The 23,839-nt window shown below is 46.3% G+C and carries 21 protein-coding genes; 11 read left to right on the top strand and 10 right to left on the bottom strand.

Features of this window, described 5'->3' with window-relative positions:
• Positions 1-43 precede the first annotated feature (43 nt).
• The 3 genes from ABC765_RS10405 to trpX are packed head-to-tail and all read right to left on the bottom strand — an operon-like array spanning position 44 to position 2,689.
• Complete coding sequence (locus tag ABC765_RS10405; protein ID WP_347954024.1) at positions 44-808, bottom strand: ATP-binding cassette domain-containing protein; 765 nt, start codon at positions 806-808, stop codon at positions 44-46.
• Positions 801-1,700: an ABC transporter permease gene (locus ABC765_RS10400; protein WP_347953856.1), complete on the bottom strand. Its 900-nt coding sequence runs from the start codon at positions 1,698-1,700 to the stop codon at positions 801-803. Before ABC765_RS10400 ends, ABC765_RS10405 begins: the two co-directional genes overlap by 8 nt.
• The gene (trpX, locus tag ABC765_RS10395) at positions 1,697-2,689 is read right to left on the bottom strand and encodes a tryptophan ABC transporter substrate-binding protein (RefSeq protein WP_347953855.1); all 993 of its coding nucleotides are present in this window, start codon (positions 2,687-2,689) and stop codon (positions 1,697-1,699) included. The genes ABC765_RS10400 and trpX overlap by 4 nt, the downstream gene beginning before the upstream one ends.
• 350 nt (positions 2,690-3,039) lie before the next feature.
• On the opposite strand from trpX, the gene ABC765_RS10390 reads away from it, so the two are divergent.
• Both ABC765_RS10390 and sufU read left to right on the top strand, forming a co-directional pair.
• Positions 3,040-4,269 (top strand): cysteine desulfurase, encoded by a 1,230-nt coding sequence (locus ABC765_RS10390; RefSeq protein WP_347953854.1) that lies wholly within the window; start codon positions 3,040-3,042, stop codon positions 4,267-4,269.
• Positions 4,250-4,687, top strand: coding sequence for a Fe-S cluster assembly sulfur transfer protein SufU (sufU, locus tag ABC765_RS10385; RefSeq protein ID WP_347953853.1), 438 nt, complete (start codon positions 4,250-4,252; stop codon positions 4,685-4,687). The genes ABC765_RS10390 and sufU overlap by 20 nt, the downstream gene beginning before the upstream one ends.
• 94 nt (positions 4,688-4,781) lie before the next feature.
• Here the strand turns inward: sufU and ABC765_RS10380 are convergent, their stop codons facing one another.
• Both ABC765_RS10380 and ABC765_RS10375 read right to left on the bottom strand, forming a co-directional pair.
• The gene (locus tag ABC765_RS10380) at positions 4,782-5,870 is read right to left on the bottom strand and encodes an NlpC/P60 family protein (protein ID WP_347953852.1); all 1,089 of its coding nucleotides are present in this window, start codon (positions 5,868-5,870) and stop codon (positions 4,782-4,784) included.
• 194 nt (positions 5,871-6,064) lie between these two features.
• Positions 6,065-6,574, bottom strand: a complete 510-nt coding sequence (locus tag ABC765_RS10375) for an NAD(P)H-dependent oxidoreductase (protein WP_347953851.1) — start codon at positions 6,572-6,574, stop codon at positions 6,065-6,067.
• A gap of 168 nt (positions 6,575-6,742) precedes the next feature.
• On the opposite strand from ABC765_RS10375, the gene ABC765_RS10370 reads away from it, so the two are divergent.
• The 6 genes from ABC765_RS10370 (at position 6,743) to ABC765_RS10345 (ending at position 14,587) form a co-directional block, all read left to right on the top strand.
• The gene (locus tag ABC765_RS10370) at positions 6,743-8,290 is read left to right on the top strand and encodes an ABC-F family ATP-binding cassette domain-containing protein (RefSeq protein ID WP_347953850.1); all 1,548 of its coding nucleotides are present in this window, start codon (positions 6,743-6,745) and stop codon (positions 8,288-8,290) included.
• Between the two features lie 196 nt (positions 8,291-8,486).
• Entirely contained in the window at positions 8,487-9,431 is a 945-nt protein-coding gene (locus ABC765_RS10365) for an L-lactate dehydrogenase (protein ID WP_347953849.1), read from the top strand.
• A 296-nt stretch (positions 9,432-9,727) separates the two neighbouring features.
• On the top strand, positions 9,728-11,056 hold the full coding sequence (locus ABC765_RS10360) for a DUF2325 domain-containing protein (RefSeq protein WP_347980397.1): 1,329 nt from the start codon (positions 9,728-9,730) through the stop codon (positions 11,054-11,056).
• Between the two features lie 20 nt (positions 11,057-11,076).
• On the top strand, positions 11,077-11,388 hold the full coding sequence (locus ABC765_RS10355) for a helix-turn-helix transcriptional regulator (RefSeq protein WP_143112830.1): 312 nt from the start codon (positions 11,077-11,079) through the stop codon (positions 11,386-11,388).
• Between the two features lie 132 nt (positions 11,389-11,520).
• Complete coding sequence (locus ABC765_RS10350; RefSeq protein ID WP_347980396.1) at positions 11,521-13,398, top strand: heavy metal translocating P-type ATPase; 1,878 nt, start codon at positions 11,521-11,523, stop codon at positions 13,396-13,398.
• A 103-nt stretch (positions 13,399-13,501) separates the two neighbouring features.
• On the top strand, positions 13,502-14,587 hold the full coding sequence (locus ABC765_RS10345) for a phosphoesterase (protein ID WP_347980395.1): 1,086 nt from the start codon (positions 13,502-13,504) through the stop codon (positions 14,585-14,587).
• Between the two features lie 32 nt (positions 14,588-14,619).
• Here the strand turns inward: ABC765_RS10345 and ABC765_RS10340 are convergent, their stop codons facing one another.
• The 3 genes from ABC765_RS10340 to ABC765_RS10330 form a co-directional block, all read right to left on the bottom strand.
• Positions 14,620-15,612 carry a LacI family DNA-binding transcriptional regulator gene (locus ABC765_RS10340; RefSeq protein ID WP_347980394.1) on the bottom strand — a complete coding sequence of 331 codons (993 nt, stop codon included), beginning with the start codon at positions 15,610-15,612 and terminating at the stop codon, positions 14,620-14,622.
• A 179-nt stretch (positions 15,613-15,791) separates the two neighbouring features.
• Positions 15,792-16,433 (bottom strand): HAD family hydrolase, encoded by a 642-nt coding sequence (locus ABC765_RS10335; RefSeq protein ID WP_347964088.1) that lies wholly within the window; start codon positions 16,431-16,433, stop codon positions 15,792-15,794.
• Between the two features lie 103 nt (positions 16,434-16,536).
• Positions 16,537-18,351 carry a helix-turn-helix domain-containing protein gene (locus ABC765_RS10330; protein WP_347980393.1) on the bottom strand — a complete coding sequence of 605 codons (1,815 nt, stop codon included), beginning with the start codon at positions 18,349-18,351 and terminating at the stop codon, positions 16,537-16,539.
• A gap of 130 nt (positions 18,352-18,481) precedes the next feature.
• On the opposite strand from ABC765_RS10330, the gene ABC765_RS10325 reads away from it, so the two are divergent.
• On the top strand, positions 18,482-19,873 hold the full coding sequence (locus ABC765_RS10325; protein WP_347980392.1) for a glycoside-pentoside-hexuronide (GPH):cation symporter: 1,392 nt from the start codon (positions 18,482-18,484) through the stop codon (positions 19,871-19,873).
• Positions 19,874-19,890: 17 nt separating this feature from the next.
• On the top strand, positions 19,891-21,522 hold the full coding sequence (locus tag ABC765_RS10320; protein ID WP_347980391.1) for a glycoside hydrolase family 43 protein: 1,632 nt from the start codon (positions 19,891-19,893) through the stop codon (positions 21,520-21,522).
• Between the two features lie 138 nt (positions 21,523-21,660).
• Here the strand turns inward: ABC765_RS10320 and ABC765_RS10315 are convergent, their stop codons facing one another.
• Positions 21,661-22,239 (bottom strand): NADPH-dependent F420 reductase, encoded by a 579-nt coding sequence (locus ABC765_RS10315; RefSeq protein ID WP_347980390.1) that lies wholly within the window; start codon positions 22,237-22,239, stop codon positions 21,661-21,663.
• 153 nt (positions 22,240-22,392) lie between these two features.
• On the opposite strand from ABC765_RS10315, the gene ABC765_RS10310 reads away from it, so the two are divergent.
• Complete coding sequence (locus tag ABC765_RS10310) at positions 22,393-22,779, top strand: helix-turn-helix domain-containing protein (RefSeq protein WP_347980389.1); 387 nt, start codon at positions 22,393-22,395, stop codon at positions 22,777-22,779.
• Between the two features lie 139 nt (positions 22,780-22,918).
• On the opposite strand, the gene ABC765_RS10305 is transcribed toward ABC765_RS10310, so the two are convergent.
• On the bottom strand, positions 22,919-23,830 hold the full coding sequence (locus tag ABC765_RS10305; protein ID WP_056967656.1) for a proline-specific peptidase family protein: 912 nt from the start codon (positions 23,828-23,830) through the stop codon (positions 22,919-22,921).
• Positions 23,831-23,839: the final 9 nt, after the last annotated feature.

The raw sequence follows: 23,839 nt of genomic DNA, 5'->3' as shown, positions 1-23,839 counted from the left end.
ACATTCCGTAATGGTGCGGAATGTCTTTTTGAATGTCGTTATTTTACATTTCAAAGTAGGCATACAGATCATCAACCGTTAATTTGGCTTTTTCAGCTGCGTTATAATCGGCTTTGATCTGGCCATCTTTTAAAACAATCAGCCGGTTGCCGTATTTGAGAGCATCTTCCATATGATGGGTAATCATCAATGCCGTCAGATGATCTTCGGTGATGCGCTGATTGGTAGCGTGCAGCAGATTGCGTGCCGTGTGTGGATCCAAGGCGGCAGTGTGCTCATCAAGCAGCAGAATGTCTGGTCGCTTGAGCGTGGCCATCAAAAAGCTCAGGGCCTGCCTTTGCCCGCCAGAAAGTGCTCCGGTTGGCGTAGTCATACGATTTTCCAAGCCATTGTTCATTTGAGCAGCCAGCTTGGTAAATTCTGACATTCGCTGCTTCAAACGGCGCGGTATCAGGTGTCGTTTTTCACCGCGCTTGGAAGCCAGCAGCATATTTTCAGCAACCGTCATCCGGGGTGCCGTTCCCAGCTTAGGATCTTGAAAAACGCGGGCTAAAAAAGTAGTGCGCTGTTCTTCGGTTGTTTTGGTAATATCAGCGCCGGCATGAAAAATCTGCCCGGCATCGGCTTTAAGATTGCCGCCGATAACATTGAAAAGGGTTGATTTACCAGCACCGTTCGTCCCAACGATGGTAATGAAGTCGCCGTCGTTGATGGTTAGATTGATGCCCTTTAAAATCGTGGTTTCGTTGGCAGTTCCTGGATTGACGATTGTTTTGACGTTTTTTAGCTCAAGCATTGGTTCAGTCATTGGTTTGGACCCCCTTAAAGAACGGCTTGCGAATGTGGAATAGCTTGTCCAGCTGCGGCAGCATCATGCAAAGTGCTAGGACAATTGAAGAGATCAAGTTGAGATCGTTGGCGCTGAACCCCAGCTGCAGGACTGCCAGCAGAATCAGACGGTAGATGATGCTTCCCAAGGTTACGGCAACCAGTCGCTGCGACAGTGTCAGCTCGCCAAAGGCAACTTCGCCGATGATGATTGAAGCCAGGGCGATTACGATGGTTCCAATCCCCATGTTGACATCGGCATAGCCATTGCTTTGAGCAACCAGCGCGCCGCAAAGTCCAACCAGTCCATTAGAAATCATAAGACCAACGTTGATCGTGGCATCGGTATGGATCCCCAGTGATTTAGCCATTACGGGATTGTCGCCGGTTGCAATAAATGACTGGCCATAGTCGGTATCCAAGAAAAAGATCAGCAGGAGCGTGATAATGGCAATTACGATCATGCCCAAGACGACGCTGTCAAAATACTGCGGCAGCGAGGTCATAAACGATCCAGAAAAAAGCGTCTTTTGGCCCAGCAGTGAGATGTTCGATTTACCCATAATGCGCAGGTTAACAGAATAGGTAGCCGTCATCGTCAGAATCCCGGCCAGCAGGAATGGAATCTTTCCTTTAGTGTACAGCAGCCCGGTTACCAGCCCAGCCAGCATACCAGCGCCAAATGCCAAAAGGGTTGCGGCCAATGGTGAAAATCCATGCGTAATTGCAGTAACGGCTACGGCAGCCCCTAATGGAAACGTGCCTTCAACAGTCATATCGGCGAGATTCAAGATACGGAAGGTCAGGTAAAGTCCCAACCCCAGCAGTGCCCATAACAGACCCTGGCCAATTGCGGATACGATCAGATTCATTTGATTACCTCCCCATATTTTTCGGCTTCACGCTGGAAACTGGCTGGAACGTGCAAGCCCAACTTGCGTGCCTGCTTTAGGTTCAAGACCGGTTCGCCATGACGGATGTACTTGATGGCGGTTGTAGATGGCTTCTTCTTGCCCTTTAGAATGTCGGCCGTCAGCTTACCGCCTTCAACGCCCAGCTTGTATTGATTGATGCTGTAGGTGGCGACCCCGCCTTGCTTAACCATCGTGTCGACGGCTGGGAAAACGGGCTTGTTGACGGCATTGGCATTTTTGACCAGTGTCTGCATCGCGCCGGCAATCGTGTTGTCAGTTGGTACGATTACGGCGTCAACCTCGCTCAGCATTTGTTGTGAGACCTGGTTCAAGTCATTGCTGTTGGAAATCGAGTAAGCCTTCAGATTCAAATGCATCTGCTTGGCATATTTCATGAATTCCTTATATTCAGTAACGGCGGAACTATCGCTGGAAGTGTAGATGATCCCTAACGTTTTGGCGTGCGGCATAAATTTGTGGACTAGCTGCAGTTGTTCCTTGACCGGTGCCTGATCGGAAATCCCGGTGATATTGCCGCCAGGACGCTTGTTGTTCTTAACAAGACCGGCTCCTTGAGGATTGGTGACAGCACCTAGGACGATTGGAATCTTTTTGGTTGAGTTGGCCAGTGCTTGAGAAGCTGGCGTGGTAATCCCAAAAAGAACGGTTGAGTTTTCATTAACCAGCTTGTTGGCCATGGTCTTTAAGTTGCTTTGATCACCATTGGCATTTTGATAGTCGATCGTAATGTTTTTGCCATTGTGATAGCCTTCTTTTGCCAGACCATGGACAAAGCCTTTGTAGATCTGATCCAAAGCGGGATGATGCATTAAGGTTAAGACCCCGACTTTGGGCTTTGCCTGTTTGACGATGCCGCCATTTTCCTTGAAGTAGGCGACTCCAAGAAACGCAAGTAAAATGGCGATTACGGTATACATTCTTTTCATGGCTTTTTGCCACCTTTCCGAAACCTTTTGAATAATTGCTGCTTGATAAAATAAAAAGAGGAAGCCAGTCTGCAGGCCTCCTCTTGGGAAATTAAAAAGCCTGCATGTGGTTCCATGCAGGCTTGCATTATGAAATAAGCCGGCACAGAATGGATCTGACTTCCCAGACCGCATTCCGTGCGATCTGAGCTACCGGCTTTGCCAACGAATATTAAGTTGGATGCGGTTGTAACTCATTTGCTTATCTCCTTTCGCGTGTTTGATTGTTTTAAAGTATAATCAGTATCACTATCTTTTGTCAACTAAAAGTTAGATTTTTATGAGTTTTTTCTTAGAAGAAGGCGAGCCAAGTGGATATTGAAAGCATTAAACAAGATTTTCCCATTCTTAAGCAGCGAGTTAACGATGAGCCATTGACCTATCTGGACAGCGCGGCGACGGCTCAGATGCCGACACCGGTTTTAAAGGCGATTGAGCACTACTACCAGCATGATCACGCCAACGTTCATCGGGGCACGCATACGCTGGCGCAGCGGGCAACTGCAGCCTATGAGACGGCTCGGCAAAAAACCGCCGCCTTTATCAATGCCAGTCAAGCTGAAGAAATCGTCTTTACGCGGTCAACAACGGAAAGCATTAATTGGATCGCGCAAGGACTGAGTGAGCTGATTAAGCCAAATGACGCGATCGTAGTGACGATAATGGAGCATCACAGCAATCTGGTTCCCTGGCAGCAGCTGGCTAAACGAACCGGGGCTGAACTGAGGCTGGTCGGCTTAAATGATCGTCAAGAGTTGGATCTTAACGATGCCGCGCGCAAAATCGATTCACGGACCAAAGTAGTGGCCATAGCCCATGTTTCAAACGTTTTGGGCGTAGTAAATCCTATTTTAAAAATCGGTGCCATGGCGCATCAGGTCGGGGCCTGCCTGGTCGTTGACGGAGCCCAGGCCGCGCCGCATCTGCCAGTTGACGTTCAAGCATTGGACGCGGATTTTTATGCTTTTTCCGGTCATAAAATGATGGCGCCAACCGGAATCGGCGTTTTGTATGGGAAAATGGCCTGGCTGAATCGGCTCTGCCCCAGTCAGTTTGGCGGCGAGATGATTGATCAGGTTGCTCAGCAGACGGCCACCTTTAAACCGGTTCCCTGGCGTTTTGAGGCTGGTACACCCAACATCAGTGGTGCGATTGCCTTAGGCGCGGCGATTGATTATTTAAGTCAGTTTGGCATGCGAGCGATTGCGGAACATGAACAAGAACTGGCTGCTTACGCGATTCCTAAACTATTGGCAATTGATGGCTTGACGCTTTATGGCCCGCAAGATCGGCATACTGGCGTTTTGGCATTTAATCTGGCTGGCATTCACCCGCATGACGCGGCGACGGCTCTTGATCTGGAAGGAGTAGCCGTTCGTGCCGGTCATCACTGCGCGCAGCCTTTGATGGATTATCTGGGGGTCAATGCGACTCTGCGGGCCAGCCTTTATCTGTATAATGATCAAAAAGACGTTGACCGCTTGATTGATGCAATTAAGGCCACAAAGGAGTTTTTTGAAAATGGGTTTGAGCAAGCTTAATTATTTATATCGCACTTTGGTTTTAGAACATGCCAGCCACCCGCATCACCAAGGAAAGCTGCTGGACGCAACCGCGCAGATCACGCTGCACAATCCAACCTGCGGCGATACCATCAATCTGGCAGTCAGGATCGATGATGACAAGATCAGCGACCTTAAGTTTACCGGCAGCGGGTGTACGATCTCGCAAGCCTCAGCCAGTATGATGGGCGATGTTTTGATTGGCAAATCGGTGTCAGACGCCCAACAGCTGATTCAGGCTTTTTCAAATCTGGTTATCGGTCAAAAAATCAGTGCACAGGCGCAAGAGCAGCTCCAGGATGCCGCAATTCTGGGCAGCGTGGCGCAGTTTCCGGCTCGAATCAAATGTGCGGCACTGGCCTGGCACGCGGCCCAAGCAATTCTAGAAGAAAACTAAAAGACGCCCGTTCGCAGATGATGCGATCGAGCGCCTTTTGCTTAAGAGGTTGTCTTAAGCGTTAAGTTGATAGGAATGTTGATAAGTTTTAAAGCTACTGCATAACGATGTAGTAGTTAGGACGGTAATATTGAATATTGCCTTCTTGCACGTTTTGACCAGGAGTTGGCGCTTGAATGTAGTTGCCGTTTCCTTCTGCGATTGCAACGTGGTATGGTGCCGAATCGGTTCCCCAGAAGTAAAGGGCTCCCGCTGGTGCGTTTTCAACATCATAGTAGTGAGTTCCCAGCGTTGCCTGTTGGGTCGTCGTGCGATAGCTGCTGGACAGACCATAGGAGTACTGAACCAGTCCGGAACAGTCAAAACCGCTTGGCGTATTGCCGCCCCAGACGTAAGGAACGCCAATCATTGACTGCGCTGTTGCCAGTCCCTGACCTGCTGCCACGTGGCTGGTTGATGCCGTTGAAGTGGTGCTTGCGCTGGCACTGGCGGCGTCCGTTAAGCCATAGGTAATCGTGTAGTTGGCCATTGCGGCATTGGCAGCGGCTGAGTTGGACTCATAGGTGGCTGAAGATGCCGTGCTGGCCGCTGATTCAGTCGTTGCGGCTGCCGTCGTCGCAGTAGTTGTTGCAGCAGTCGTTGCTTCAGTTGAGTCGGTTGCTGCAGTGGCGGTCTCACTAGCTGACGAAGCCGATTGAACAGATTCTGAATCAGCAGACTGAGCTGACACTGTGCTGGTCGTTTCGGTGTCAGTTGAAGCGTCACTTACCGTCGTTGAGGCAGCGGCTTGACTGGCAGTATCTAAAGCACTGGAAGCAATTGCCGCTGAACTTGAGCTGGTGCTTGAATCAGCAAAAACGCTGGCGCTGACGGAACCAGCCGTGGAACTGGCCGTCGTAGTCTTAGTCGTCTGACGCTGGCTGTTCTTTTGTCGATTGATGGTCGTTTCTGGAATCGTAATCCGCTGACCAGGGAAGATCAGATCTGGATTGGAAAGTGAGTTTGCCGAAACGATTGAAGAAACCGTGGTCTTGTATTGCTGTGCATAGGCCCAGATCGTGTCGCCCGAAGCTACGGTAACCGTAGTATCGGCATGGGCAGTCGTCTGCGCGGCGGTCATGGCTCCGGCAGCACCCACGGCAGCAATTAAGGCCTTAGCTGCTTTTTTCTTGATAGTAATCACTCCATGTTTTTGTTTTTTGCTCAGTTGTGCGAAATTCCGCACGGTTTTTAATTTAACAAGACAAAGTGATGGGGCAGTGAAGACTATTTGAAAAAAATATGAAGTCATTTTGAACCTGGCAGAGGCAAAAGGCCGTCATCAATTGACTTAGCGGCCGGAATGACTGGCAGAACTGCTACAGGCCTACTTGCGATTTAGTTAAGACTTTTGCCCAGCTCGTAGGCCAGGTCAGGATAAAATCTTAGATGATGTGGTGTGGTTTCTTTGCCGGCTAAGACCTGTCCAGCAAACTTCCAGCCCAGGTGGTCAAAAATTGCCTTAAATTCAGACTTTAACGGGTCAAAATCGTTATGCGGCGCGCTGGCAATCAAAATAGCCTGCTTGGCGCTATGCAGCTGTTCATCACGCTCGCCCATATGATCAATGACGGCCTTCATCTGCGAGGACATACCATAATAAAACATTGGCGTGGCAAAAACGATCAGATCGGCGGCTACCATTTGATCAAGCAGTCGTTCAGTTACAGCATCACCCGGCAATAAGTGATTGTCGGCATCCATTTTAACAGGAGCCAAGGGATGATGGCCGGCGTCAAAAATCATAACGTGGTTGGCTGCTGCCTGGGCTCCTTTGATCAATTGATGTGCTAAGATCGTTGAAACGGCAGGATCGTGGGGACTGCCTAAGATTGTCAAAATTTCCATGAAATGCCTTCTTTTTAAATTCTGTAACAATACAACAACTCTATCTTAGCACTGATAAATACTTTCAAGGTCTCAGAAGCCCGTCACTGCTGATTGAACGGCAAGCTTAGTCTGTGCTAACATGAAAAGCACGTTGTTTATTTTTTAAATTAGATGAGGAGAGAGAAAATGGCGGTTTTGGATGTTAGAAACCTGACGATGAGCTTTGCCGACAAGAAGCTTTATGAAGATGCCAGCTTTCAATTGGAAAAACATGAGCATATGGGGATCGTTGGTCAAAACGGGGCCGGCAAGTCAACTTTGATTAAAATCCTGATTGGCAAGGAGCTGCCGGTCGCGGGCGACATCAAATGGCAGAAAAACACCAAGATTGGCTATTTGGATCAATATGTTGATATTCCGCAGGGGATGACGCTGATCCAGTTTCTGCATACGGCTTTCCAGGAACTTTATGATGTCAACGAGCAGATGAATGAGCTTTATGCAAGATATGCCACGGAAATGGATGATCGTCTTTTGGAACGAGCTGGCCGGCTGCAGGAACGTTTGGACGCGGCTGACTTTTACGAGGTCGAAACCAAAATTGAGCGCGTTATGAATGGGCTGGGGCTAAATGATATTGGCAAGGACCATGTCGTTTCCGAAATGAGCGGCGGCCAACGCTCAAAAATTATTTTGGCCAAAATGCTGCTGGAAAATCCAGACGTGATCCTGCTTGACGAACCAACCAACTATCTGGATACCGCGCACATCGAATGGCTGATTGAATATCTGAATGATTTTGACGGCGCGGCCATGATTATTTCACATGACTACGACTTTTTGGAACGCGTAACCAACACGATCTGTGACGTAGCATTTGGCAAGATCACCAAGTACCGCGGCAGCTTTAAGCAGGCAATGCGGCAAAAGGCTGAGCGCAAGGAGACCCAGGAGCGCGAATACGAAAAGCAGCAGGAAGTCATTGAAAAGGCAGAACGGTTTATTCGCAAAAACAAAGCAGGCTCCAAATCAACCATGGCCAAATCCCGTGAAAAGATGCTGGCTCGGATGAAGCGCATTGACCCGCCAACTGATAATCTAAAGGCGACGTTTCACTTTCCTTATGAAAATACCGGATCTGCCAACGCCTTAAAGGTCAATCAGCTGTCAGTCGGCTATGGTCATCCGCTGCTCGCACCCGTGACGTTTTCGATGACGATGGGTGAAAAGCTGCTGTTTACCGGGTTTAACGGTGTCGGCAAGTCAACTTTGATCAAGTCGATTCTGGGCAAGATCCCAGTACTACAGGGGACGGCAGCTTTTTCGCCTTCAGCACGGATTAACTACTTTGATCAGGATCTGGTGTGGGATGAGCCTGATCTGACGCCACTGGAGACGATTCAAAATCTTTTTCCAACCATGCAGCCAAAGACGATTCGACAAAAGCTGGCCAAAGCAGGGATCAATGCCGCTAATACACAAAAGCCGCTGTCGTTGTTATCTGGTGGTGAACAGACCAAGGTTAAGCTGGCTATTTTGGAACTGACGCCATCAAACTTTTTAATCATGGACGAGCCAACCAATCACTTGGATGATGAAACCAAGGAAGGACTTAAAAAAGCCCTGCAGGAATATCCCGGCAACCTGATCCTGGTCAGCCACGAGCAAAGCTTTTATCAAGGCTGGCTGGATAAGGTCTTAAACGTCGAGAAACTGAGCTTGCGCAAATCATAGACAAATAAGCAGTCAGCTATAATTAAGCCGGCTGCTTATTTTTATTAAATAAATTAATTGAAAGGCGGCTGTTTAAAAGAATCAATCTTATTTTAATTTAGTTTTTTTAAAATGAGTTGACTTTGAATCTAAAAATGTTAAATTCTTAGTCATAAATTAAAAGATTAAAAAAAGATTAGAAAGGTCGTGCGTAATTATGACGCGAAAAGTTGGTGTTATTGGTTCAGGGAATGTTGGTTCAACGCTGGCTAACAATATGCTGGTAGCAGGGACGGCGGATACGCTGGTATTGATTGATACCAACGAGCTAAAGCTGAATTCGGATGCAACCGATTTTGAAGACGCGGCGGCCAATCTGCCAACTCATACCACAGTGGTGCGCAACGACTATGAAGCCTTAGCCGATGCCGATGTCGTCGTGATCGCGGTCGGCAGTATCGGCGTACAGAACGACGATGCCAAGCATGATCGATTTGTTGAATTAAAGGTTACCAGCAAGGCCGCTAAAGAAGTCGGTACTAAATTAAAAGAAGTCGGGTTCCATGGCGTGCTGGTCTCAATCAGTAATCCTTGCGACGTGATTGCCGCGCTGTTCCAAAAGTACACTGGTCTGCCAAAGACGCAGGTAATCGGTACGGGGACGCTGCTTGATACTTCACGTATGAAAAAAGTCGTTGGTCAAAAGTTTGACGTTGATCCGCGCTCGGTATCTGGCTATAACCTGGGTGAACACGGCAACTCGCAATTCTCTGCTTGGTCACAGGTACGGGTCATGGGCCATCCTGTAACCGAATTGGCTAAGGATCGTGACGATGTTGATCTGGATCAATTGGCCGAAGACGTGCGAGCAGGCGGATACGTCGTCTTCCATGGCAAGAAGCACACCAACTTTGGGATTGCGGCAGCGGCTCTGCGTCTGGTTACGGCCGTTTTGAATGATGCGCACGCTGAGCTGCCAGTTTCCAACTTCCGCGAAGAATACGGCACCTATGTCGGCTACCCTGCCATCATTGGTCGTCAAGGCCTGGTTCGGCAGCTGCAGCTTGATCTGACTGATGAAGAAAAAGACAAGCTGGCTGCTTCGGCTAAATACATCAAGGATCGCTTTGATGATGTGGCTGCCAAGTTAGACAATGAATAATGCTTTTAAACAGACTAAGAAGATAATGGCGCTATTTCCGAGTGAATTCGGAATAGCGCCATTATTATATTAAGAATACTAAACGATGAGACGTGAGCTAAGATTTATTCATTGAGAGCAACCGGGCACGCTGCACTATGGAACGTTTTGATGATTTTAATCAACAGTTCGTTTGGCTGATTAAACATTCGCTGCTTAAAAGCACAAATTCAAACCAATCCACGCTTGGCAACTGACATGTTCGCTTGGCTTTGCTAAGATGGAATCAGTCAACTTTTAGAAAAGAGGTACTTGTAATGGTCTATGATTATCGTCACGAACTAATCGAACTTTTGAACCATACTACCAGCGACCCGGAAAGTCTGCTGCAGACCCAGCGCAGTCTTACGATCATCGTCGACCTGCTTAATCAGCTGCAGCCAGTTAAAGAGCCGACGTCTACTGAAAAACAAGCTGTCAAACCAAGCTATCAGATTCGGCGTAACGTCACTGCCCCAAAGATCTCGCTAGGTCAGCTGATCAATCAGACCGCGGCACCAACGCCCAAGCCGCATGAAACATCCAAAAAACCGCAAATCAATAAGCAGCCAGAACGCTCAACGGCTAAAGCAGCTGCCAACCAGGCTTATTTAAGAGACATCCCCGTCACTGCTAAAGACGAAGCGCCGACTGAACCAGCAGCTGCACCCGAGCTTTCGGAAGTCGAACTGCTGGCACGCGACAACTGCTATCCAGTCCACCGCCTGTTAAGCGGCGCGGAAATCAATCACCGTTTCTATTCGGAAAGCATTCTGCACAAGCTGCCGTTTCCAATCAATGATGGCGATGTCGTGCAGCTGGACCGTCAGCGCTTGATCCATGGCAAACTGCCCGTTATCAATCGTGTTACCAATGACCATCTGGCAATCAGCACAACGCCAACCAAAGTCATTGAATATGCCACTTTGGAACCAGTTGCCGGCTCAGACGTCCTGCAGATCAAAAAGACGCTCAAGGGCAATTCGATCCTAGATGAGTCACACGCCAACACCATCGTGATTGATCCTTACAAATATGCCAGCCGCAATCTCAAGCCCGGTATGATTATCGACTTTGCCTACTATGATCACGGCAATGGAATGCGCGATGCCAAGGCTGGCGAGATTCGCTGGATCCACAGCGAGCACGAGTTTGATACGACCAAATCGCCTCGCAAGCTGCAGCAGCCTAAAAAAGTTAAAAAGACGCGCCACGAATACAGCGACAAGCTTGACTACGACCTTAATCAAAAACGCGTCTTAGTGGTAACTGGAGCCCGTGACCGCGTGCAGGATCTTAAAGCCGTCGTTGCCAAGCACCACGGCGTCTTCTACAGTCTGGATGCCTCAATGGAAGAAAACGTCTCCAGCAGCAAGATCAAACGGGCCGTTAAGGATGCCGATCTGATTGTCGTCTGCATCGACCGCATTCATCATCGCATCAGTCAGCTGACCACGCACCATGCCAAGCGCAACGACCGGCCATTTGCGATTGCCGCTACGACCAGCAATACCGCTGTCGAACGCGCCATTTTCCGGGCTCTCAATGGCAACAATGCCTACGAAAGCAGCGGTCAGGACATGGCAAAATACGTCAGCGCCGATTAAAATTATTCCAAGGTGATAATATGACTGAAAAAAACAGTTACTTCAATCTCCCCAGTGATGAAGAAGTCGATAAAATGGTGGAGCTTTTTAAGGCCTTTGGGGATAAAACCCGCTACCGGATAATCTCAATGCTGGCCGGACGAAAACTAACAGTTAATGAAATTGCCGATCAACTAGAAGTCTCTCAACCTGCCATTTCCCACCAGTTAGCCGTCCTTAAAAATGCCGGCTTGGTCATTGGCAATCGGCAAGGTCAATATGTTGTCTATCAATTAGCCGATCAGCATATCATTACAATTTTAGAGCAGGCCCGTGCCCACCGTTTAAATTAGGATTAGGGATTCTGCTATCAATTGCTTTTAACATCATCATTGCCAAACCAGCATGATGATGTTAAAATTTAGCTATAATATAAATAAGTGATTATATGTTTATATATTTATGAGGAAGTGAGGGAGATCACGATGATCAATGCATGGAAAACACTAACTGCTGAACAGCACCAAATCATCAAACGAATTTTTGGCAGCAGTCTGCTGCTATTAATTGGCTTTAGCTGGCCACAAGCCAACCTGTTTAACATCTGCTGCTTTCTATTAGCTTACCTAATTGCCGGTCTTCCGGTTCTTAAAACAGCTGGTCGAAATTTGATGCACGGTAAGCTGTTTGATGAAAATTTTTTAATGTCTCTGGCAACTTTAGGAGCACTAGCAATCCAACAGTGGCCAGAAGCTGTTGCGGTAATGCTTTTCTATACGATCGGCGACTTTTTTGAAGACCTTGCCGTTAATCGTTCACGTCGTTCAATTACCGACTTGCTGGATCTGCGTCCTGAAACGGCCCACATCCTAGGTGATGATCAAAAGGTGCAAACTGTCGATCCTGCTACGATATCAGTTGGTGACACGCTGCTGGTCAAACCAGGTGAAAAGGTTCCTTTGGATGGCATCGTAGTGGATGGTTCTTCTTATCTCAATACTGCAGCATTGACTGGCGAAACCAAACCCGTTCTGGCTGAAAAAGGAACCTCGATTTTAAGCGGTACGATTGCAGTTAATGGTACGCTAAAAGTTAAGGTTCAAAAAACGTTTAACGACTCTACGGTTTCTAAAATTCTTGAGCTGGTTGAAAATGCCAGTGAACAAAAAACCAATGTCGAAAACTTTATTACTAGATTCAGTCGAGTATATACTCCCGTAGTCGTCTTAAGCGCAATTATTTTGGCAATTCTCCCACCATTAGTCTTCAATCAGTCTTGGCTGGTATGGATCTACCGTGCCTTGGACTTTCTGGTGATTTCTTGCCCTTGCGCTTTGGTAATCTCAGTACCTCTTAGCTATTTCAGCGGCATTGGTGCAGCCTCCAAAATTGGCGTCCTGGTTAAGGGCAGTAATTTCTTGGAAGAACTTCAAAAGGTCAACACCATTGTTTTTGATAAAACCGGTACCCTGACCAAGGGCGAGTTTTCCGTCATCGCCACAGCACCAATTAACATTGATTCCCAACAGCTGATCCATCTGGCCGCATTAGCCGAACAGTCTTCTCCACACCCAATTGCACAGGCATTAGTTAAAAGTGATCCACTCCCTAAATCATCCGAACAGCTGACAAATATTCAAGAAATCGTTGGCTATGGCGTACAAGCCAACTATCAAGGAAAACAGCTATTGGTTGGCAATGCAAGACTAATGGAAAAAAACTCTGTTGTGGGATTTCAAGCCGTTACGCCAACCACGGGAACGCTTGTCTATGTTGCTTATGATGGCCATTATGCTGGTTGCCTGACCGTCGCGGACACACTAAAGAATGACGCCGCCGCAGCAATTAAATCACTTAAGCAGCTAGGCATCAAAGACATTGTTATGTTAACCGGCGACAATTACGCAACAGCCAAAAATACTGCCAACCGTTTAGGAATCAACAGTTTCAAAGCAGAACTGCTTCCCCAAGACAAATTACGAATTGTCAGAGAATACCAGCAGCAATCCATTGGCAAGGTAGCATTTGTAGGCGATGGTCTTAATGATACGCCGGTATTGGCGGGCAGTGATATCGGCATTGCTATGGGTGCGCTTGGCTCAGATGCAGCAATTGAAGCTGCCGATATCGTCTTGATGCATGATAATCCTGGCGCAATTCCGCAAGTTTTCTCAATTTCGCAAAAAACCAGCCGCATTGCAATTGAAAATATTATTTTCGCGCTCAGCATCAAGGGGATCTTCCTGGTACTGGCTGCTGTAGGAATTGCTACCATGTGGGAGGCCGTCTTTGCTGATGTTGGCGTCACGATCATTGCTGTTCTCAACTCACTGCGTCTCTTAAAATCAGATGCTGTTGGCTAGATCCTGCTGACGAAATCAAAAAGCAGATCGGTTTTGTTGGCGAAGCGCTTGTTTAGCTGTTGAATCGGTTATAATAAAGACAAAATCACAAAGGAAGTTAGTTATGGCTAAGCGCAATATTAAAATTTTTTCGCATAACGATCTGGATGGCTTTGGGGCCCCGGTATTGGTCAAAACGGTCCAAGACGTTATGTTTCCCGATGCTGAGTTTGATCTGACCAGTATCGGTGCCGGCAGAATCGACAGTGAGCTGGACTACTGGTTCAAAAGTCCCGAAGCAGCCACGGCAACGGATGTCTGGATTATGGATATGACGCCAGACAGCGAGCATACGATGCAGGAGCTCAATCAGCAGTTTGCCAATCACTGGCTGGTTTTTGACCATCATGAAACTGAAGCGGCATTACGACAAAAGTTTGCGGCCAATACGGTTAAGCCCGCTGATGCAAAAATCAGTCCCAGCGCGACCAGTCTGGTATGGGATTGGCTTAAGAAACTGCCTGGCTTTGTTAAGCTGAATCAAGATCGGCAGCAGCAGTTGGCGGAACTGGTGGAGCTGATTCGTGCCTATGATACGTGGGATTGGCAAAATGATCCCGACATGAGCGAAAAAGAGCGTCAGGCAGCTGATGACTTCAATCAGTTGTTCTGGTTTTATCCGCTTGATTATTCTGAAGCCTTTGTGCAAAGCGTTTTTGACAAAGGCTGGACGGCATATCGTCAAGACAATGATCTGCTGATTCAAACCTTGAACGAACGACGGGCCAAGTACTTAAAGTCGCACTTAAAAGACGTGGTCGAGGCAACGGCAGATGGGCACCGCTTTGGAATCGTCTATGCCAGCGACTATAAATCAGAGATCGCGCATGAGCTGTTGGTGCAGCAGCCGGATCTGGATGCTGCGCTGGTAATCAGTCCCAAGAGCGTTTCTTTGCGCAGTAATGGCAAAGTCGACGTGGCAAAGTTTGCGGAAACCTATTATCAAGGCGGCGGTCATGCCGATGCAGCCGGCGGACGATTGGACATTAACCCAATTCGCTTAGGTGAGCAGGCGGTTGCTGATGAGCTTGAACAGATGACAAGCGTCAAAAAAGAAGAAAAAGCAGAGACCGAAAGCACGTTGGCAGATAATCTTGATCCGGATATGGCAGCTAAGCTAGCAGCCTTGTTTGGCAAAAAAGAAAACTAAAAAATCGGGTTCGTCAATTGGCGAATCCGATTTTATTTTGGTTGTTCTGCTACGCTGCCACGCTCAACCAGCTTGAACGGTACCAGTTCGGAAGGAGCATTGCCGAGCAGGTCTAAGACGCTATTAACGCCGATTTGATAAAAGTCCTGGGTAACGCTGGTCAGTTGTGGATCTGTAACCTCGCAAAGAAAAGTGCCATCAATGCTGACGATGGAAAGATCTTGCGGCACCTTGATCCCCATCTGCGCAGCCTGACGCATGATGCCCATTGCAACCAGATCACTGGCAGCAACGACCGCGCTCAGTTTGAGATCAGCCCAGTGCTGCATGATGGTCTGGCCAGCCTCATAGCTGTAGTCGCCATATTGAATCCAATCCTGTTCAATTGGCAGGTGGTGTTCATACATGGCCTTTTGATAGCCGGCGCGACGCTGGAGACCAGTATGTGAATGATCAATGCCGAAAAGGCCAATGCGGCGGTGGCCTTTTTTAATTAAGTATTCAACGCTTTGAGCAGCTAATTCAGTATTATCAGAACTGATAAACTGTAGCGGCAATTCATAAGAGTAGTTGGAAACCAATCTAACCGGCAGCTGTGAATCCTGCAGCATTTTAAGACTTTGCGGATCAATCTCGCTGCCAATCAGCAGAATACCGGCGCGCGGACCGGCCGTAGCATCTTTAATTGCTTGATGGAGCAGTTGGGGACTGTGATTGCCGGCGTAAAGGATAATAATATGACGATTATGAGCCAGGGCTGTCTGCTGCATGCCATCCAAGATCCCAGTTGAAAAATTGGTTGGCGGATTGCTGACGATTACGGCAATCTTGTCACTGGAGCGCGTCGCCAGTTCTGCGGCCGCGCTGTTTTTCTGATAGCCCAGTTTGGCAGCTGCATCCCAGACGCGTTGGGCAGTCTGAGGAGTATAGGTATTGGCTTTTTTGGCCATTACTCGTGAAACCGTCGCGATTGAAACCCCGGCTTGACGAGCAACGTCTTTGATAGTGGGTTTATTGGCGACCATTTTAATCAGCCTTCTTTCATAGCGCGATTTATATATACATTATATCATGCAAGTGCTTTCTGTAAACGCTTACTCGGTGACTGTACTTTGATAGCTAATACAAAGACTGGCTGCCTATTTTATTGTTAAAAGAAAAAGCACCGTTTTGGCATGTGCCGAAAACAGTGCGGTTATTTTGATTAGATGTTCAACAAATCAGTAGGCTGATGAAGCAAGAAGTCACCATCCATAATCTTCTCGGGATTGGCGGCACCGTATAATGCAGCGGCAAACTTAACTCCGGCAGCATGGGCGGCTTTTTCGTCGTTTACCGTGTCGCCGACATAAACGGCAGTTTCAGGTGCGGCGTGCATTTGACTCAAAGCTGCCAAAACCGGTTCTGGATCAGGCTTATGACGGTCGGTATCATTGGAGGTGATTACAACGTCAAACAGCTTGGCAAAGGCAAATAGATTGGCAAAATGATGATCGTACTCATCGCGCAGCTTGGAAGTAGCGATTGCCAACTGGACATCAGGCCGCTTGGATAGTTGCGTCAAAGTTTCAGGAATACCGTCAAAAACCGTCACGCGATCCTCTCTTTGGTAGGCCAGCTTGATCCATTCCTGCTGCATCTGCCAGCGCAATTTGTCATCGGCTACGCCAGCAATCTTTAAGGCATCCATCCCGGTAATGCCAAACAAATCATGCTTTTTTTGCTCAACATCGGCCGGATCAGTATGGTAGCCGTGCTTCTCCAAGATTTCGATCATTGCCGGCATGTACATGTCAATCGTATTGATCAAGGTGCCATCAATGTCGAAAATATAGTTCTTAATCATAAAATCCTCCTGTGTACGATCATACCCTCAACGTTTCAATTGTACCGCAAAACTGAAATGAAGCTATTAGCCAAAATCATGCGTATTGCAGTTAAGTATTAGGCTAAAGCTCAGTAAAAGGCTTGATTTCAATCAAACCGAATGAGTGAGGCTGTGCGGTAAATTTGAATTCCAGCATGCCACTATTGTTTGTCAGTAATTCGCGTTTTCTTTGTGGATGATTGACTGCATTGATCCAAGCCGCGTCTTCATTGCTCATGATATCGTGAACGATTAAATCATTCAGCAATGATAGTGGATTTCCGTGATGCTCATCAACGTAATAGGAGGTTGCCGTCATAGTTTGAGAAGATTCAATGGTAACCTGCAGCTTTAAAATATTGGCTGATTGATATAGGTTTTGAAGATTAAAAGATGAGACCAGCGATTCAGCTTGGTTGAAATATTTGGTTACCAGATCGGTAGGATTAAAAAAGAGAATACAATAATGATCTTTTTCAATTTGGTAGGCAACGTAATGCGATCCAGAAGCGATAATCGATGTAGAAGCGAATTGCTGAAAATAAAGAGCAAAGCAGCTAGGTTTAAAAAAGCCATCACGAGAAACGATGGCATTGCCACCCCACAGAGGTCCATGCGTGTCAATAAATGCGGATGAATAGTCAGAAAAGGCATAGATATAAAGCTCATCACAATATAGCGTGGTTTGGAGCAGAAATTGAAGCAGCAGCGCGCCTTTTTCCAACGAATCATTAAAAATATTGCGGTCAGATGCGCTTAGTGAAAAAGATGAGATTAAAAAAGGAAGGTGTTTTTGACCACTGGCACTCCTAGTTTGCTGAACTAATACGTTACATTCTTGGATTATCTGTGCAAATGAGGAAAATGATTCTTTAAAACTGCCAATCCTGCTGTTGGAAAAGTCAGGAATGAAATCGCACGTAATAAAATCTAAAGGGAGTTTTGGCAAATATTTTTGACAAAAGATGCGAAAATTATTCAGATCATGTGGAACGATAAAACTGCCAGCGCCGACGTTTACTTTTGGTAGAATCTGCTTGATCAATTGGTATACCTTTTGATAAAACAGTGAGAATTGTTTAGGCGAGTTAGTATCAACTGGGTCATACCAAAATAAAAATCGCCATTTGCTGATAGTAGAGGTGGGGTACAGATTCTTAATAAAGGTCAGCAGCTGGACCAACCGACGATGGACAAAATCGTCAGAGGATATTTGAGGAATTTCGTTGATGACCACGGTTTGATTGTTGCTCTTAATATAGCGTGGCTTGATGGACAGCTGAATAATCGGTTCTAGCTGATGACTGGTGATGAAATCAAAGGCAGCCTTAATAAAGGTTAAATCATCAAAACTCTGCAATGAGCTGCCAATGACGTTATCGGGGAAAAAGAAGCCATTAACGACGATGCGTTTGGTATTAAGCTTTCTAAGCGTATGCAAAAGCTGCTGCTGAAAGTTGTAATTGGCTAACTGGCTAATGCTGCCAACCACGATGCCAATCGGAAACTTGCGATGATATTTAAGATTAGTAAAACCAGTAATTTGGACTGTTTCATCCAGACTGCCGGTTTTTTTGATTTCAAGATGCTGACGAAAAGAACTGGGGGACATCTGGTATCGTTTGTGAAAAATCTGACTGAAGACGCTGTTGGAAGAAAAGCCAGATCGCAAAGCTACTTCAGCAATTGGCAGCTCTGTATTACGCAAAAGGTTGACGGCCTCTTCTAAACGTACGTCGATCAAGTATTGAGAAAATGACCGACCAGTCGCATTTCGAATCATATCCGAAATGCGTTTTTTAGAAATATAAAACGTTGCTGCCAGGTCATTTAAGGTAAGACTGTCGGTAAAGTTTGACTGAATATAGTGCAGAAGATTACTTTCCGAAATAATCATAAAAAGTTCTCCTTGAATTTTAGTTTTTGCTTTTGTTTTGATATCTATTGCTAAAAAAATAAAACCTCTCAATAAAGAAAGCGGATTCTTTTTATCTTAACATAATAAACATCAAAGGAGGAAGATATCTATGGACACGAGCTTAACTAAAAATAAGACTGATGTTTCCTATCCAATGCTGCGTAAGATCGGTTATGGGATGGGTGAAGCAGGCAGCCAGCTGTTATGGACGCTGATGAGCTCATATTTAACTGTTTATTACTCAGATGTTGTTGGCTTGACACCAATTATTATTTCGACTGTCATGTTGGTTGCGCGAATTTTGACCGCTTTTTGGAATCCAGTCTTTGGATCAATTGCTGAAAATACGCATACCAAATGGGGGCGCTATCGACCTTATATTTTGTTTGGCACGCCTTTTTTGGCTCTCTTTAGCTGTTTGATGTTTTTAAATATTAACGGCTCAACTACGCTAAAGGCAATCTGGTGTACGGTAACCTACCTGGTTTGCAGTATTTTATATGCGATGGTTAATGGTGCGGAAATGTACATTCCAATGTCAATGACCACTGTGAATACGGAACGGGTATCGTTGAATGCTGTCAAAGGTATTGTTTCCAATGTTGCGAGCGTAATTATGAGTGCGGTAACGATGCCAATGCTGATTTTCTTTGGTGGTGGCAATTCTTCAACTTCCAAGGGCTATTTCATGGTAGCACTGATTTTTGCACTTTTATCGGTACCATGTTTCTACATCTGCTATTTTTCATCTAAAGAGGTTGTCAGTGGTGGATCACTGGCACAAAACGAAAAACACAATGTAATTGCTGAAATTTTAAAATCATTTTGGAAAACGATTAAAGATCGCGATTCAGGTATGCTCATTCTGGCGATGATTCTCTTTTTGACAGGAGTTTTTGGCCGCTTAGGAGTAATGCTGTACTACTTTATCTACATCGTTCATAAGCCGATGCTGATGGCCAGCTTCTCAACGGCAATGATGCTGGGGATGTTGGTAGTAAATTTCTATACCCCATATTTGCTGAATCATTTTGATAAAAAGTATGTTGGCGTCTTGTCTTGTGTTCTAGAGCTTGTGTGCTGTGTTATCTTCTTTTTCTCAAAGAATTCTTTGGTTATTGTTGTAACTGGCTTCTTTTACGGGGCATTTAACATGGTTACGCTGGTATCGCAAGGCCTGGTTGGTGAAATCATTGATGATCGCTGGTTAAGAACCGGTGTCCGTGCAGATGGCGTAATTGGTTCTTCAATTGGTTTTGCGGCTCAGATTGGCAACACGATTGGGGGAGCGATCGGGATTGCAATTCTGGGTGCTGTCGGGTATGTGGCTCATGCCGATCTTTCTCAGGCAGTACTTACGCGTATGAATATCGTTATCAATCTTGGCCCAGCACTCTGCTTTGCCTTGGCGATTATTCCTTTCATGATGATTCGAATGACCAATAAAAAAGGCCGTGAAAATGAGGCCAAAATCAAGGCAATGACTGAAAATAAGCAATAGTTTAGGAGGAAAAAACAATGCGTACTGTAAAGAATCCTATTATTCCAGGCTTTTATCCTGACCCATCAATTTGTAAGGCAGACGATGGCTATTATCTGGCCTGTTCCAGTTTTGAAACGTATCCTGGGATCCCGATCTTTTTTAGCAAGAACTTGGTGGATTGGGAACAAATCGGCTATGCAATGACGAAAGAAAATGGATTCCATGTTCGAGCCAATACCATGACTGGGGGTGTGATGGCGCCAACGATTCGCTATCATAATGGCACTTTTTATATCATTAATGCGAACTTCCAAGATAAGGGCAACTTTATCGTGAAAACGAATGATCCGCGGCAAGGCTGGTCAGATCCAATTTGGCTCGATGATATTCCTGGCATTGACGCGTCACTGTTTTTTGATGATGATGATCAAGCCTACATTGTAGGAACTGGGAATGTCGTACCAAATGGCGATCAAATGGAACCAGGGATCTATGTCTGCAAGTATGATATTGAAAAGATGAAGGTTATCGGCGAGGCAGTACCAATCTGGGATTCAGCTCTGCGGCATGCCTGGTCGCCAGAAGCACCTCATATGTATAAAATCGGCGACTATTATTACCTCATGATCTCAGAAGGTGGAACGGAACAGAATCATGCGGTAACGATAGCTCGCAGCAAAGATATTTTTTCATGGTTTGACGGCAACCCAGCCAATCCAGTATTGACGAATCGTAATCTTGGCTATAATGACGTTAAGCTGGCCAACATTGGGCACGCGGACTTGATACAAGGCGAACATGACGAATGGTATGCTGTCTTTCTTGGTTCACGAACCGTGGATGGCTTTTACAAAAATCTAGGTCGAGAAACGTTTATTTGCCCAGTAGAATGGCAGCGCGGATGGCCGTTCTTCACTCCCAAGACTGGTCGCGTTGAGAAGGAATACCAGATCCCAACGGACAAGTTCTCACTGAGTACTCTGCATCTGACGACCAATCAAGTTTTTGATGGTACGACTTTGCCATTGGAATTTATTACCTGGGGAACGCCATATGGACGCGTGTACCAAAATGAAGCAGACGGTCTAAAGCTATTCTGCAATAAAGCCATGATCACGCCTAAGCTTTACTGGGCCTTGGATCACGAACAGAACAGCAGTCGGGAAACAGGGATCAGTTTTGTCGGACGGCGCCAAACCTCAATTGATTTTCAAGCAGAAGCCAAATTCAGCTTTACTCCACGGCTTGAAAATGAAAGTGCCGGCTTTGTAATCATGCAGGCAAGCAACCATCAGTATCGGGTTGAGAAACGCCTGCTTGATGGAGAAATGGTCTTACGATTGATTCTTACTACGTCTTCAATGAACACGCTGCCACATATGCCAGGATTTAAGGCGGTTTCTAATGACAAGGTTTTATATCAGACTAAGGTCAGCGATGAAGAACTTGTCTTAGGGCTTAAGGCAATTGGCCAGCATTACCAGTTCTATGTCAAGGATGATGCTGGAATACACGAACTGGGGGATGCCCAGGATGGTCGTTTGATCAATCCAGAAGAAGTTGGCTGCATGTCCGGGACCATTATGGGGATGTTTGCAACTGGTAATGGTCAAGATACTGATAATACCGCAATCTTCAAACAGTTTGAATATCTGCCGCTAAGCTAGCTGCCTGACTCAGCACCCCAAAACACTCCATAAAAGATTTTAGAAGAAAACCGATTTGAGTTGGATTCATCTAAATACAAAAATGACGTTATCTTAAGCTTTTGCAGAGCTTAGATAGCGTCATTTTTTTAATATGTTTTATTTATTAGTACCAACAACACCGAACCCGCCGTCCCAGCCAATCTGTTCGCTGGTAGCCAGGGTCATCTGCAGAAAACCGGTTGCTTCCATTTCACGGGCCCGCTTGAGCTTGCCGGTATTCAATACCCGCAGCGCGCTGGATGCCAATGCCAATTTAAAAGCTGCCTTGGCCTCTTCATCATCGCCGGCAACCAGGACCGTTGTCGGCAGCTCGCCGATTTTGCCGCTTTGCAAAGTAGCCGCGAAATTAGTGTTAAAGGCCTTTAAAACCTTGCTTTCAGGCAGTAGCTCCTGCAATTGCTGGGCAGCTGAGCTATCAGCGGGGACGACTAATTCATCCCAGGTTTCAAAATTCAATGGATTGGTGATATCAACAATGATTTTACCAACCAGTTCAGCTTGGTACTGCTTGGCAAGGGCCGCCAGTGCTGGATATGGTACGGCCATAACTACGATATCGCCGAGTTGCTGAGCGGTATCTTTTGAGCCATAGTATTGAACGTTGTTGCCAGCTTCAGTGAAGTTCTTGCCGATTGCCTGACCCATGTTGCCTTTGCCAAAGATTGTGATTTCCATATTCTTCATCCTCCTGGTTTTAAAGTCTGTTTTCTTGTATCGTTGTAGTTTATAATAAGGCTAAATCTTACTTTTAGTAAGTACCGACTTTTCAGTTCGCTACGCACTGAACGGTAAGAATAGTGAGATATCAAAGGAAAAGGAGGAATTATTTTGGCGAAAAAATTGGTTCAGGATGGCAGCTGTCCAGTTGCAACCACGATTTCGCTGCTGAACAGTCAATGGAAGATTCTGATCATGCGCGAACTGCTGTTGCATCCAAGTGAAAGATACAGCGAGCTGCAGCATAGCGTTGCCGGCATCAGCCAAAAGATGCTAACCCAAAGCCTGCATGAGATGACGGCTGATGGAATCGTGCAGCGCCAGGTTTTTCCAGAAGTACCGCCGCATGTTGAGTATCGTCTGACCGAGCTGGGCCAAAGCATGGATCCAATCCTAAAAGCCATGCATAACTGGGGCAATCAGTATCTGGCCAGTCATCCTGAAAAACGCCGGACGAATAAACAGCCGGAAACTGATTTTGCGCAAAAACGATCATAGTCAAAAAAGGCTGGGAAAAAACTATATTTTCAGATGAATTTTAGAGAATAGTAATATTAAAAATCGCTAGAAATCAACGTTTTCAGCAACGTGGGTCCTAGCGATTCTTTAGTTTTGAGACTTTTTTCCAGCCTCTTGATTATTTATTGAAAGTGTCAGATTCGACTTCACGGATAAAGTCAGCCAAGTGCTTGTAGTAGACGTCAGGGTTGTCGATCATATGGTGATGACCCCCATTTGGCGTGGTAACCAGTTTAGCATTTGGAATTTCTTTTTCCATGGTCTTGGCAGTATCCAAAGGCATGGTTTCGTGTTCCCCAAACGTCAGCAGGGTTGGCACCTTGATGTTCTTTAATTGATCGCGGAAGTGCCAATCTTTGAGCTTGCCGGTAATCACGAACTCGTTATCGCCTTGGAAGACGTTGTAGACAGCCGTGCCGCCAAGATCCTTGACGTGGTAGAGCTTGGATGGCTGCTTACGGTCGACGAAGTTTTCGTTAAGAACCTGGACGTCGGCTTGGTAGCGATCGTTGTCGTAGTCGTTGTTCTTTTCGCATTCCTTCATAAAGGCAACTTCTTCAGCTGGCAGGACGTCTTCGCGAACCTTGTTGACATGAGCAACGTATTCATCGATTTCATCAACCATTGAGGAGATGATGGCGCCTTTCAAGTGTTGACCGTATTTAACGGCGTATTCTTGAACCAGCAGTCCGCCCCAGCTTTGGCCAATCAAGTAGAAATTATCAATCCCCAACTTTTGACGTACTTCTTCGACCTCATCCAAGAAGTATTCGTAAGTCAGGTACTTGTCGGCAATCTTAGGATCAGAATAGTCTGGCTGGTCAGAATACAAAGAGCCTAATTGGTCATACATGTGAACCTGAACGTTAAGTCCCTGCTTTTTTAATTGATCGGCGGCATCTTCCCAGTATTCATGATTGCCGCCAGGACCACCATGCAGTGCAAGCAGATGAATGTCACCTTCGCCTTGTGTGTTGGTCCATAAATGATAACCGTTATCAAGGGTTAAAATCGTTGTACCTTGTTTCAAAATCGTCAA

It is taken from the genome of Limosilactobacillus sp. WILCCON 0051, assembly GCF_039955095.1.
Lineage (GTDB): Bacteria > Bacillota > Bacilli > Lactobacillales > Lactobacillaceae > Limosilactobacillus > Limosilactobacillus allomucosae.
This window is presented reverse-complemented; position numbering and strand designations above follow the sequence as displayed.

Coding starts and splice junctions, on each gene's coding strand:
- ABC765_RS10340 (WP_347980394.1), bottom strand. CDS start 15,612: ATGGTCGCCAATAAACCCACTATCAAAGACGTTGCTCGTCAAGCCGGG.
- ABC765_RS10320 (WP_347980391.1), top strand. CDS start 19,891: ATGCGTACTGTAAAGAATCCTATTATTCCAGGCTTTTATCCTGACCCA.
- ABC765_RS10370 (WP_347953850.1), top strand. CDS start 6,743: ATGGCGGTTTTGGATGTTAGAAACCTGACGATGAGCTTTGCCGACAAG.
- ABC765_RS10315 (WP_347980390.1), bottom strand. CDS start 22,239: ATGGAAATCACAATCTTTGGCAAAGGCAACATGGGTCAGGCAATCGGC.
- ABC765_RS10405 (WP_347954024.1), bottom strand. CDS start 808: ATGACTGAACCAATGCTTGAGCTAAAAAACGTCAAAACAATCGTCAAT.
- ABC765_RS10350 (WP_347980396.1), top strand. CDS start 11,521: ATGATCAATGCATGGAAAACACTAACTGCTGAACAGCACCAAATCATC.
- ABC765_RS10345 (WP_347980395.1), top strand. CDS start 13,502: ATGGCTAAGCGCAATATTAAAATTTTTTCGCATAACGATCTGGATGGC.
- ABC765_RS10325 (WP_347980392.1), top strand. CDS start 18,482: ATGGACACGAGCTTAACTAAAAATAAGACTGATGTTTCCTATCCAATG.
- ABC765_RS10330 (WP_347980393.1), bottom strand. CDS start 18,351: ATGATTATTTCGGAAAGTAATCTTCTGCACTATATTCAGTCAAACTTT.
- ABC765_RS10365 (WP_347953849.1), top strand. CDS start 8,487: ATGACGCGAAAAGTTGGTGTTATTGGTTCAGGGAATGTTGGTTCAACG.
- ABC765_RS10335 (WP_347964088.1), bottom strand. CDS start 16,433: ATGATTAAGAACTATATTTTCGACATTGATGGCACCTTGATCAATACG.
- ABC765_RS10375 (WP_347953851.1), bottom strand. CDS start 6,574: ATGGAAATTTTGACAATCTTAGGCAGTCCCCACGATCCTGCCGTTTCA.
- sufU (WP_347953853.1), top strand. CDS start 4,250: ATGGGTTTGAGCAAGCTTAATTATTTATATCGCACTTTGGTTTTAGAA.
- ABC765_RS10400 (WP_347953856.1), bottom strand. CDS start 1,700: ATGAATCTGATCGTATCCGCAATTGGCCAGGGTCTGTTATGGGCACTG.
- trpX (WP_347953855.1), bottom strand. CDS start 2,689: ATGAAAAGAATGTATACCGTAATCGCCATTTTACTTGCGTTTCTTGGA.
- ABC765_RS10355 (WP_143112830.1), top strand. CDS start 11,077: ATGACTGAAAAAAACAGTTACTTCAATCTCCCCAGTGATGAAGAAGTC.
- ABC765_RS10360 (WP_347980397.1), top strand. CDS start 9,728: ATGGTCTATGATTATCGTCACGAACTAATCGAACTTTTGAACCATACT.